Annotated in this window: 11 protein-coding genes; 9 read left to right on the top strand and 2 right to left on the bottom strand. The window is 49.7% G+C overall.

The window, feature by feature from the left end; all coding sequences use genetic code 11:
* Nucleotides 1-69 precede the first annotated feature (69 nt).
* The 9 genes from BSHG_RS16765 to BSHG_RS16805 all read left to right on the top strand — a co-directional run bounded on the left by BSHG_RS16765 (nucleotide 70) and on the right by BSHG_RS16805 (nucleotide 9,984).
* Complete coding sequence (locus tag BSHG_RS16765) at nucleotides 70-969, top strand: serine O-acetyltransferase (protein WP_005783689.1); 900 nt, start codon at nucleotides 70-72, stop codon at nucleotides 967-969.
* 77 nt (nucleotides 970-1,046) lie between these two features.
* Nucleotides 1,047-2,387 (top strand): class I SAM-dependent RNA methyltransferase, encoded by a 1,341-nt coding sequence (locus BSHG_RS16770; protein ID WP_032497329.1) that lies wholly within the window; start codon nucleotides 1,047-1,049, stop codon nucleotides 2,385-2,387.
* A gap of 150 nt (nucleotides 2,388-2,537) precedes the next feature.
* Complete coding sequence (locus BSHG_RS16775; RefSeq protein ID WP_008657894.1) at nucleotides 2,538-4,682, top strand: S9 family peptidase; 2,145 nt, start codon at nucleotides 2,538-2,540, stop codon at nucleotides 4,680-4,682.
* A 21-nt stretch (nucleotides 4,683-4,703) separates the two neighbouring features.
* Complete coding sequence (gene purD, locus BSHG_RS16780) at nucleotides 4,704-5,978, top strand: phosphoribosylamine--glycine ligase (RefSeq protein ID WP_008657892.1); 1,275 nt, start codon at nucleotides 4,704-4,706, stop codon at nucleotides 5,976-5,978.
* Entirely contained in the window at nucleotides 5,978-6,970 is a 993-nt protein-coding gene (locus tag BSHG_RS16785; protein ID WP_005783685.1) for a hypothetical protein, read from the top strand. Before purD ends, BSHG_RS16785 begins: the two co-directional genes overlap by 1 nt.
* Complete coding sequence (locus BSHG_RS16790) at nucleotides 6,955-7,431, top strand: YqaA family protein (RefSeq protein WP_005783683.1); 477 nt, start codon at nucleotides 6,955-6,957, stop codon at nucleotides 7,429-7,431. Before BSHG_RS16785 ends, BSHG_RS16790 begins: the two co-directional genes overlap by 16 nt.
* Nucleotides 7,432-7,439: 8 nt before the next feature.
* The gene (mnmD, locus tag BSHG_RS16795) at nucleotides 7,440-8,216 is read left to right on the top strand and encodes a tRNA (5-methylaminomethyl-2-thiouridine)(34)-methyltransferase MnmD (RefSeq protein ID WP_005783682.1); all 777 of its coding nucleotides are present in this window, start codon (nucleotides 7,440-7,442) and stop codon (nucleotides 8,214-8,216) included.
* A gap of 11 nt (nucleotides 8,217-8,227) precedes the next feature.
* A complete protein-coding gene (locus tag BSHG_RS16800) occupies nucleotides 8,228-9,154 on the top strand; it encodes a metal ABC transporter solute-binding protein, Zn/Mn family (protein ID WP_008657886.1) in 927 nt (308 codons plus the stop codon).
* 20 nt (nucleotides 9,155-9,174) lie between these two features.
* Nucleotides 9,175-9,984 carry a metal ABC transporter ATP-binding protein gene (locus BSHG_RS16805; protein ID WP_005797003.1) on the top strand — a complete coding sequence of 270 codons (810 nt, stop codon included), beginning with the start codon at nucleotides 9,175-9,177 and terminating at the stop codon, nucleotides 9,982-9,984.
* Between the two features lie 172 nt (nucleotides 9,985-10,156).
* On the opposite strand, the gene BSHG_RS16810 is transcribed toward BSHG_RS16805, so the two are convergent.
* Both BSHG_RS16810 and BSHG_RS16815 read right to left on the bottom strand, forming a co-directional pair.
* Nucleotides 10,157-10,915, bottom strand: a complete 759-nt coding sequence (locus BSHG_RS16810) for a DNA-binding domain-containing protein (RefSeq protein ID WP_005813927.1) — start codon at nucleotides 10,913-10,915, stop codon at nucleotides 10,157-10,159.
* Nucleotides 10,916-10,943: 28 nt separating this feature from the next.
* Nucleotides 10,944-12,344: fimbrillin family protein (locus BSHG_RS16815; protein WP_008657884.1), on the bottom strand; the 1,401-nt coding region annotated here is incomplete at its 5' end.

The following is a 12,344-nucleotide window of genomic DNA, read 5'->3' as shown; positions in this document are numbered from 1 at the left end:
ACAAACGTACTACTTTTTATGCGCAATTATTCATATCTTTGTAGCCAATATAATTAGAATAGTCTCATAATGAGTCCACTGAACTTCACTCACATCCTGACACAGACAGTCGATGAGCTATCGGAAAGCGAATCATACAAAGGACTGTTTCACCAACATAAAGACGGTGAGCCATTACCCTCGCCACGGGTATTGTGCGATGTTATCGAATTAGCGCGTTCCATTCTCTTTCCCGGATATTACGGAAACTCAACAGTCAACAGCCGGACTATCAATTACCACATTGGTGTCAATGTAGAAAAGCTGTTCAATCTGCTAACAGAGCAGATTCTCGCCGGTTTATGTTTCGGTAATGGTGACCGGTGCGATGAATGTACCGAGGCCAAACGTGAAGAAGCAGCGCGCCTGGCTGCCAAGTTTATCAGCAAACTACCGCACTTGCGCCGTGTCCTGGCTACAGATGTGGAAGCTGCTTACAACGGTGACCCGGCTGCACAAAGTTTTGGTGAAGTGATCTTCTGCTATCCGGCCATCAAAGCCATCAGCAACTATCGCATCGCCCACGAACTTCTGGAATTGGGTGTACCGCTTATCCCCCGTATCATCACCGAAATGGCACATAGCGAAACCGGTATTGACATACATCCGGGAGCAAGAATCGGCACACATTTCACGATCGACCATGGAACCGGTGTAGTGATTGGTGCGACAAGTATCATCGGTAATAATGTGAAACTCTATCAGGGGGTGACATTGGGTGCCAGAAGCTTCCCCCTGGATGCTGACGGCAAACCTATTAAAGGCATTCCACGTCATCCGATTCTGGAAGATAACGTGATTGTATACTCCAATGCCACCATTCTGGGCCGGATTACCATCGGGCGTGATGCGACCGTAGGCGGTAACATCTGGGTGACAGAGAACATACCGGCAGGGGCAAGAATCGTACAGACAAAAGCGAAAAAATAATATAATTAACAACATTAAAGCGCCGGTCGCCCGGTTCATTACCGGAACATTAGCATACTGGCATGTTATCCATTTTTATGAGCGAACAATTTGAAATGATTGCCAAAACCTTTCAGGGACTGGAAGAGATACTGGCTGAGGAATTGACAACACTTGGGGCAAACGACGTACAAATAGGCCGCCGCATGGTCTCGTTTACCGGTGACAAGGAGATGATGTACAAAGCAAATTTCTGCCTGCGTACCGCAATCCGTATTTTAAAACCAATTAAGCACTTCACCGCAAAAGACGCTGATGCTGTATATGAACAAATCAAAGCCATCCGTTGGGAAGAAATCCTGGATGTAGACAAAACCTTTGCTGTCGACGCAGTAGTATTCAGCGATGAATTCCGCCACTCCAAGTTTGTCTCATACAAAGTAAAAGATGCCATTGTCGATTATTTCCGCGAATTGAATGGAAAACGCCCTTCTGTGCGTATCAGCAGACCGGATGTACTACTGAATATACACATTGCACAGACTACCTGTACGCTTTCACTCGATTCATCGGGCGAATCGCTCCACCGCAGAGGTTACCGTCAGGAAGCCGTAGAAGCTCCATTAAATGAAGTTCTGGCCGCCGGTATGATTTTGATGACCGGATGGAAAGGCGAATGCGACCTGATTGACCCGATGTGCGGTTCAGGTACTATTCCCATTGAAGCAGCCCTGATTGCCCGTAATATCGCGCCGGGAGTGTTTCGCAAAGAGTTTGCTTTTGAAAAATGGGGAGATTTCGATCAAAACCTGTTCGACCGGATATACAACGACGACAGTCAGGAACGTGAATTTACCCACAAGATATACGGTTATGACAACAATCCCAAAGCCAACGAAATCGCAACGCACAACGTGAAGGCAGCAGGGGTATCAAAAGACATTATCCTGAAGTTGCAACCGTTCCAGCAATTCGAACAGCCGGCTGAAAAATCGATCATTATAACCAATCCCCCTTACGGAGAACGTATTTCGACCAACGACTTGCTGGGACTGTACAATATGATCGGCGAACGCCTGAAACACGCTTTTGTGGGTAACGATGCATGGATACTTTCTTATCGTGAAGAGTGTTTCGATCAGATTGGCCTGAAACCGAGCGTAAAAACTCCCTTATTCAACGGTCCTTTGGAATGTGAATTCCGTAAATATCAGATTTTCGACGGTAAATATAAGGAATTCAAAAGCCAGGAAGGCGGTGATGAAAACGGTGAACGTGCTCCGAAGGAAAGAAGAGAGTTCAAGCCGCGCCGGGAGGAAGGCGGTTTCAGAGGAGAAAGAAGCCCACGCGAAGAACGTAATTCGGAATACGGAGACAGAAGACCGAGAGAATTCAAAGGCAACCGTGAGCCCAAAATCAAAAAGCCCCAGGAGGACTAAACCGTTCCGAACACAAATATACAGACGGATGAACAGGCAGTCATAGAAGATAAACGATACGGTACCAAAGTATGACGCTGTCATCCGCCCGGAAACGACGAAATCAGACAGAGTATAAATCAAAGGATTTAAATAATGATAAAGCAAATCATGAAAACCAACAGTAAACAAAAGAGTGCTTTGTTAGTAATGCTCTTATCCTTACTAATACCAAACATTATGGCACAAGAACCGAAAATGCCGACCTTGGAGGATCTGATTCCGGGTGGAGCTACCTACCGTTCTGCCGAGAATATATCCGGCCTGCAATGGTGGGGTGACCAATGTATCAAACCGGGAATAGAAGCAGTGTTCATGATAAACCCTAAAAACGGAAAAGAAACACCGCTCACCACCCGCAACATAGTAAACAAGGCGTTGGAAGCCGGAAATCACGGTAAGTTGCAACACTTCTACAATGTCAGTTTCCCATGGCCGAAGAAAAGCCTTATGCTGATCACCCTGCCGGATAAATACATCGTATACGATTTCGACTACCGTGAGGTTATCAGCACACGTCCATTGCCAAAGGAAGGTGCCAATAGAGATTATCACCCTGAAACGGGACATGTAGCCTATACCATAGGCAACAATCTGTATGTGGACGATCGGGCCGTAACCAACGAACCGGAAGGTATCGTATGCGGCCAGTCTGTTCATCGCAACGAATTCGGAATTAAGAAAGGAACTTTCTGGAGTCCCTTGGGCAATCTGCTCGCATTCTATCGGATGGATCAAAGTATGGTAGCCCAATATCCCCTGGTCGATGTCACAGCTCCCATTGCCGAAGTCAACAACATCCGCTACCCGATGGCAGGGATGACCAGCCACCAGGTAAAAGTAGGCATCTACAACCCCGCTACCGGCAAAAGTATCTATCTCAATGCCGGAGACCCGACCGATCGCTATTTCACTAACATCAGTTGGGCGCCGGATGAAAAGAGCCTTTATCTGATCGAGTTGAACCGCGATCAAAATCATGCCAAGTTGTGCCGGTATGATGTTGAAACAGGCGAATTGACGGCCACTCTTTTTGAAGAGAAGAGCGACAAGTATGTAGAGCCGCAGGACCCTATCATTTTCCTGCCTTGGGATAACAGCAAGTTCATCTACCAGAGCCAAAAAGATGGCTTCAGCCACCTTTACCTGTACGATACGAACGGCCGGCAAATCCGTCAGTTGACCGAGGGAGACTGGCTGGTAAAAGAGGTTCTGGGCTTCGACACCAAGAAAAAAGAGATTATTATTGCCAGCACAGAGTTCTCGCCATTGCAGGACAACCTGTTCCGCCTGGATACAAAAACCGGAACACGTACTCCCCTGGGCAGTGCAGAAGGCGTACACAGCGGCCAGTTGAGCCCTTCGGGACGCTACCTGATTGACCAATACAACTCACCGACTGTCCCGAGAAGTATCAATATCATCGATGTGCAAAGTGGTAAAAGCGTCAATCTGCTCACAGCAGCCGATCCTTTCACCGGCTACAAGATGCCGGGTATCGAGACAGGTACCATCAAAGCAGCAGATGGCAAGACGGACTTATATTACCGATTAATAAAACCGGCCGATTTCGATCCGAACAAGAAATACCCGGCTATCGTATACGTATACGGCGGTCCTCACGCACAACTGGTCACCAACGGCTGGCAGAACGGTGCACGAGGCTGGGATATCTATATGGCCAACAAAGGTTACATCATGTTTACCGTAGACGGACGTGGAAGCAGCAATCGGGGACTCGATTTTGAGAATGTTACTTTCCGCCAGTTGGGAATCGAAGAAGGAAGAGACCAGGTGAAAGGAACCGAATTCCTGAAAAGCCTCCCCTACGTCGATGGGAACCGTATCGGAGTACACGGCTGGAGCTTTGGCGGTCACATGACCACTGCCCTTCTCCTTCGCTATCCCGAAATATTTAAAGTGGGCGTGGCCGGCGGTCCCGTCATTGACTGGGGGTATTACGAAGTGATGTACGGAGAACGCTATATGGATACCCCGCAAAGCAATCCGAAAGGATATAAAGAGTGTAACCTGAAAAACCTGGCAGGCAACCTGAAAGGACATCTGATGATCATCCACGATGACCACGACGACACCTGCGTGCCGCAGCACACCCTCTCGTTTATGAAAGCGTGCATCGATGCCCGCACGTATCCGGACCTCTTCATCTACCCGTGCCACAAGCACAATGTGTCAGGCCGCGACCGTGTACATCTGCATGAAAAGATAACCCGTTATTTCGAAGACTATTTATAAAGATATAAATCCTCAAAAGACATGAAGATATTACTATTAGGTTCGGGCGGCCGTGAACACGCCCTGGCATGGAAAATCGCCCAAAGTCCGAAAGTAGAGAAGCTGTTCATTGCACCCGGCAATGCCGGAACCGGTGAAGTAGGTGAAAACGTGAATATCAAAGCAACCGACTTCGCCGCTTTAGGGGCATTCGCTCTTGAAGAAAGTATCGATATGATTGTGGTAGGCCCCGAAGACCCGTTGGTAGAAGGTATCTATGACCACTTCCAAAGTAACCCCTGCCTGAAAAACATCGCCATTATCGGCCCGTCGAAAGAAGGAGCCAGGCTGGAAGGCAGTAAGGAGTTCGCGAAAGAATTCATGCACCGCCACCACATACCGACAGCCCGCTACCAAAGCGTGACAGCCGATACCCTGAACGAAGGACTGGCATTTCTCGAAACACTTGAAGCTCCTTATGTGCTGAAAGCAGACGGACTTTGTGCCGGAAAAGGAGTATTGATTCTGCCGACTCTCGAAGAAGCCAAGAAAGAACTGAAAGAGATGCTCGGAGGTATGTTCGGCAATGCCTCGGCAACCGTTGTCATTGAAGAGTTCCTGAGTGGTATCGAATGTTCGGTATTTGTACTGACAGATGGCGACCACTATAAGGTGCTGCCCGTAGCCAAAGACTACAAACGCATCGGCGAAGGTGACAAAGGGCTCAATACCGGCGGTATGGGCAGTGTGACTCCCGTTCCGTTTGCCGACGAAGTGTTTATGGAAAAGGTACGTACCCGCATCATCGAACCGACTGTCAACGGACTAAAGGCAGAAGGTATCACCTATAAAGGATTCATCTTCCTGGGGCTGATCAACGTGAAAGGCGAACCGATGGTAATCGAATACAATGTCCGTATGGGTGATCCCGAAACCGAAAGTGTCATGCTGCGCATACAGAGCGACCTGGTAGAACTGCTGGAAGGGGTGGCCGAAGGTAACCTCGACGCCCGATCGCTTGTCATCGATCCGCGTACAGCCACTTGTGTGATGATGGTCAGCGGAGGATACCCCGAAACCTATCAGAAAGGATATGCCATCAACGGACTGGAAGCAGCCCGGGCAACGGACAGCATTCTGTTTCATGCCGGAACAGCCATGAAGGACGGACAGGCAGTGACCTCCGGCGGACGTGTGCTTGCCATCTGCTCGTATGGCAACGACAAGGCCGACGCACTGGCACAATGCTACAAAGTGGCCGACATGATTGACTTCAAAGACAAGAATTATCGCCGCGACATCGGCTTCGATTTATAATGAGGAATCAAAGATTACAAGGACGGATAACGGCGGGCAGATTTACGCTGCCCATCGTTATCTTTACGTGTATTGCCTGTTGGGTGCTGACCTCCGTTCTCCTGCCCGGACTGGAAGTTAAGGAGTCGTCCTACCCGCTGTGGAATATCGTGAACATACCCGCATGGGCCAACCGCATTGTCAGCTTTTTGCTCTTTGCCGGTATCGGCTATTTCCTGATAGAGCTGAACAATACGTTTGCCATCATCCGCATGAGAGCATCCGTACAAACCTCACTTTACTTTCTGCTCATCACGGCCTGCCCCGGCATGCACCTGCTCTATGCGGGCGACGTCGCTGCTGTAACCTTTCTCATTTCGCTCTATTTCCTGTTCAAAAGCTATCAGCAGCCTCGTCCTGCCGGTTATCTGTTCCATTCGTTTGCTTTGCTGAGCGCCGGCAGCGTGGCGTTTCCTCAGCTGACGTACTTCATCCCCATCTGGCTGATGGGTGCATCCGGTTTTCAGTCGCTCACGTTCCGCAGTTTCTGCGGTGCCATAATAGGTTGGAGCATCCCTTACTGGTTCTTATTGGGACATGCCTTTTTTCACAACGAAATAGAGCTTTTCTACCAACCGTTCATCCATCTGGCCGACTTCCGGGACATTGACTTCGGCCGTGACTTCCAACTATGGGAAGTCGTCACGCTGGGCTATCTATTCATCCTCTACATAGTCAGTTCGATACATTGCATCGTGGCAGGATATGAGGACAAGATACGGACACGCGCTTATCTGCACTTTCTTATTTTCCTCAACTTCTGCATCTTCCTGTTCATTGTGTTGCAACCCGCCCTGAGCATGAATCTGCTTTCGCTGTTGCTGATAGGCATCAGTATATTAGTGGGACACTTGTTTGTACTGACCAACAGCAAATCGTCCAACCTCTTCTTTATCGGTTCGATGATTACCCTTATCGCTTTATTCTGCTTTAATATATGGACGCTTTTATAGAAACCGTTTCACAGATACTTATCGACTGGGGATATCCCGGCCTGTTCATTTCGGCACTGCTGGCCGGAAGTATTGTCCCGTTCAGTTCGGAGATCGTGCTGCTGGGACTGGTAAAGTTGGGACTCGATCCTACCCTTTGCCTCATTTCCGCCTCGCTGGGGAACACCGCCGGAGGGATGACCTGCTACTATATGGGGCGCTTGGGCAGGATAGACTGGATCGAGAAATACTTCAAGGTCAAGAAGGAAAAGATAGACAAGATGCAACGCTTCCTTCAGGGGAAAGGCGCTTTGATGGCGTTCTTCGCCTTTCTGCCCGCCATCGGTGAAGTGATATCCATAGCCCTCGGATATATGAGGAGCAATGTATGGCTGACCACGGCTTCAATGTTCGCCGGAAAACTGATACGCTACATCATCCTGCTGAAAGCCATGCAGGAAGCCCTGAACCTGGTTATGTAAAGAAGAATATGGAAAGAATCATTGAATATACGGCCGACGGAAGTGCCACCCTCTTCGTTCCGGAGCTGAACGAGCACTACCATTCCGTGAAAGGGGCTCTGACGGAGTCCTCTCATATCTTTATCGACATGGGCCTGAAAGCCTCTGCTTCTCCTGCACCCCATATCCTTGAAATCGGTTTCGGAACGGGGCTGAACGCATTGCTCACACTGATTGAAGCGGAAAGATCGGGCAGACAGATCCATTATACGGGCATCGAGCTTTACCCGCTGCCATGGGAAACGGTAGAGAAACTGAGATATAACGACCGACCGGGAGGGGATGGTGAACAACGATTAACGACCGGCGATGAACAGACCGCGCAATGGATGAAAGCCCTCCATACATCGCCCTGGGGAGAAGACGTGCGGATCACTCCGCATTTCACCCTGAGGAAGATACAGGGAGACTTCACAATCATGGACCGTTCATCATTGATCACTGACCGTACATCGTTATTCTCCCTCCTTTATTTCGATGCCTTCGCACCGGAGAAACAACCTGAGATGTGGACGCAAGAACTATTCGATGAGCTGTACGTTATGATGGAAGAAGAAGGAATACTGACCACTTATTGCGCTAAAGGAGTGGTAAGAAGGATGTTGCAAGCGGCAGGATTCATCGTTGAACGTCTGCCCGGACCTCCGGGAGGCAAAAGGGAGATACTGAGGGCAAAGAAGAGATCCCAGGATTCTCCGGCCGTAACGCAATGTAACGCGCAACCCACATTAAAACAGAAAGGATAAACATTATGAGAATGAATCGAACACATCAGTCAATAGTAACCCATATCCCCGGGAGAGGAATGAGAGGACAGACTGTTCTCTTCCTTTTCCTCCTGCTCCTTTCCGCCTGTTCCGGCCGCGGGAAAGGCGATGCGGGAGAGCGGATCATCACCGTCACGATGGAACCGCAACGGTACTTCACCGAAGCCATTGCCGGAGATAAGTTCACCGTACGCAGCATGGTGCCCAAAGGCAGCAGCCCCGAGACTTACGACCCCACCCCGCAGCAACTGGTATCGCTGGGTGAAAGTGAGGCATATCTGCGCATCGGCTATATCGGATTCGAACGCTCGTGGATGGACCGGTTGATGAACAATACTCCTCATATCCAGGTGTTCGACACCTCAACAGGGGTGGACCTGATCTTTGAGTCCGCCTTCGATCACGGCGACCACCGCCATGAAGGAGGTGTGGAGCCGCACATCTGGAACTCCACCGCCAACGCGTTGATCATAGCCGGAAATACATTCAAGGCGCTCACCGTACTCGACAAAGAGAACGAAGCATACTACAAGACTCGCTATGACTCGCTCTGCCAACGCATCGAGCAGACAGACAGCCTGATCCGGCAAACGTTGTCGGTGCCCGGCGCCGACCGTGCCTTCATCATCTACCATCCGGCACTCTCCTACTTCGCCCGCGACTACGGACTGCATCAGATCAGTATCGAAGAGGGAGGCAAAGAGCCGTCGCCCGCCCACCTGAAAGGGCTGATGGATCTCTGTAAAAAGGAAGGGGTACGCGTCATTTTCGTCCAACCGGAATTTGACCGCCGAAACGCCGAAATCATCGCGAAGCAGACCGGCACCCGGGTGATCTCCATCAATCCCCTTTCGTACGACTGGGAAGAAGAGATGCTGAATGTGGCGAGAAGCCTCCGTGGTGAATCCGGATACTAATAACCAACCTCAAGCAATTCATGGATAAAGAAAGAAAACCCCACAAGCATACGGAAGCAGCGACTTCCTCCCCCCTCCTCTCCATCAGAGGACTCTCCGCCGCCTATGACGGACGCACGGTGCTCCACGATGTCGATCTGGAGGTCTACGAGCACGATTTCCTCGGCATCATCGGGCCCAACGGCGGAGGCAAGACAACGCTTATCAAATGCATTCTGGGACTGCTTCGCCCCACAGGAGGAGAAATCATCAAATATCACGAACCACTCACGACGGGCTATCTCCCGCAGTACAACTCGATCGACCGCTCCTTCCCCATCTCGGTTCTCGAGGTAGTCCTCTCGGGACTCAGCTCCAAGAAGTCGCTGACCGGCCGTTTCAATGACCGTCACCGCGAGAAAGCCCGACAAGTGATCCACCGCATGGGACTCGAGGGACTTGAACACCGGGCCATCGGACAGCTGAGCGGCGGACAACTGCAACGCGCCCTGCTGGGACGAGCCATCATCAGCGACCCGCAACTGCTTATTCTCGACGAGCCGAGCACCTACATCGACAAGCGCTTCGAAGCCCGCCTCTACCAGCTGCTGGCGGAGATCAACCGCGACTGCGCCATCATCCTCGTCAGCCATGACATCGGGACGGTGCTGCAACAGGTAAAGAACATCGCCTGCGTGAACGAAACACTGGACTATCACCCGGCCGCAAGCGTCAACACCGAATGGCTGGAACGGAACTTCAACTGCCCGATCGAGCTGCTGGGACACGGCACACTGCCTCACCGGGTGCTGGGCGAGCATTGTCATTGCCACGAGGATGGCAAAGCCTGACAAAGGACGCCTTATTCCATAGAAAAACTCCGCCCTGCATCACTTCACATAAAAGATGAAGCAATGCAGGGCGGAGTTTTTGCACAATCCTCTTTCCTAAGCCAAGGAACGATAGTTTCCCTCCACCAGGAAGCAAGGTTTCCCCGAGTAAGGAAAACCTCTTTCCCAGGAATCAGGCTGTAGGATCATCTACAATATCACCACCCCCTCCCGAAGGAAGACCAATAACCAGGCTACGTATCACTGTACGAGGTACTTTCAGCAACTTATTACCGGTTGAAAACTGGGTAGTCAGTCGTAATTCATAGACTCCGTCTTTTAAGTCTGCAGGAAGTAGCACCAACACTTCCGAAGGGTTGTTTACGGCGATCATATCCATCGGCAACTTTGTTTCCGTACCTTTCTCATCAATCAATACGATACCCACTGCAGAGTCTGTACCAGTTACTTTAATATTCTTTCCTTGCAGACGATAGTTACGTCCGGCAGTTGCACTACCATCCGTAGCTCGGGTAGCGGCGTCTTCACCGCCGATGAAGTAGGCCGGGTCACCTTTGGCTCCCAGAATTTTCACGCCGGTCCGTGCGATGGCTTCACGTAAATCCTTATCCTGATTGAAAGAAACATAGATAGAATTTTTCTCGGGATTCCATACTCCACCGTCTATAACACCGCGAAACTGGGGTACGGCACGAAAAAGCCCCGTATTGACAGAGTATCCGTTCAGTACCAATTCCGATACGGTACGCTGAAAGAGGTCGACGGCATGCTTTAAAGTCTCTGCCCGCAAGCCGGTATCTTCTTTCTTCATTTCATCCAGTACATCGGATAGTGTCAGGTTTCCGGCGCTTTCCAGTACCAGGATTTTGTCTTCTTTGTTGTCGGTGGTCACGGTATTGTCCGCAAGCCAGCCTTTGAGTTCGGTTTTCATGATTTGTTAAGTTTAAAAGTGAATATTATTATTTGTTTTTCACGCAACGGACAGATTGTCCATTAGTCTTTGGATAGTGGCCCGTTCGGGATTCACCACCAGTAGTAAAATATAGTAGATAACCATATGTTGAACCATTAGCATCAAGGCACCAGTAAGCTCCTTCTGAACCGGCATTGCCTGGAGGAGTTGTCTTACTTCCTGTAGCGCCACCGTGAGATCCACCAAATGGTAAGAAAAGTCCTATTGTTGAGTTCATAAACCAAAATCCCTTATTACCTCCGCTGGTTACAACAGCTTTATTCGTACATCTGGATAACTTGTCCATTTCATCTTTTGAAGGGGTACGCCACCCCGTTCCGTAATCACTTTTAAGTTTTGGGCAAGGATCGGTATTATTGAGTGATGTATTTCCCGTATATGTACTTTTCCATGTGTAATAATATCCATATTCTGAATAAGTCCCCCACACATAACTAGCAGATCCGGTGCTTTTCAGATTCCCGTCTGCCCAGATCAGCTTGGCTAACGCTGTTTTATCGGCTGAGGAACAACCATTTGTAGTTAAATTGATACTTCCGGAGGGTACATTAATTCCGATGGTTTTCTTAAACTGTATTTTCATCGTATAGCTTTTTCCCTCTTTCAACTGTATGCTTTGGGTGGAGGTGATTTCCGTATTGTTGGGAACGGTCCGTCCGCTTATTGTCAGCGTATTGAAATGCACTGTAATGGTCCTTGCCCCTGCAAACGGAACCATGCGTATGGTTGTACTCAGAGTCGTCTTCGGACTGAATGCCGCCGTATTATTCGTGTTGGCGGCTACCACATTGGTCGAAGGACCGATCTTCCATGATGTGGAATTTCCACCTTGCTTTACGTATACACCCGTGCAATTGGTGATCGTATTGCTTGGAAATCCGGTAGGACTGATGGTAATCGTCAATTTACATAGCTTCTGGCTGAAACTCACCGGAAGAAGATTGTGGCTCAGGCTATTTACATTTGTTATATCTCCGGAATCGAAGGTCATGAAGTCCTTGCTCATGTCAGGGATAGACACTGTACTGCTGTTGTAGGCATACGTGGAAGGCATATCTCCCAAGTCGGCAGTGGTATTAAAGGAGTAGCCCACCACACGTATCGTTCCCGAGCGTGTCAGCAGTTTCCCTTGTTTGAGTACAGGAGTGCCCGTACCATTGGAGGCGTAATCGGCAACCGACTGGAAGACATAGTTATTTCCGGACTTCCGGAAAACAATCAGCCGGAAATAGACTCCCGCAGGCACTGTTGCACGGGTACTTACACGGGGTAGAGTATCTTCCGTCAATTCCATCGAGGCTATCCGGGGACCGTCATAGTCCGGTTGCTCTCCTGTGCGTGTAGGAGAGAAAGCTTTTACTCCCACCCATTCGGCGATCAGGGGAGA

Origin of the sequence: Bacteroides sp. 3_2_5, assembly GCF_000159855.2 — a bacterium.
GTDB lineage: Bacteria > Bacteroidota > Bacteroidia > Bacteroidales > Bacteroidaceae > Bacteroides > Bacteroides fragilis.
Note: the sequence above shows the minus strand (reverse complement) of the source record. Positions and strands in the feature narration are given on the sequence as shown.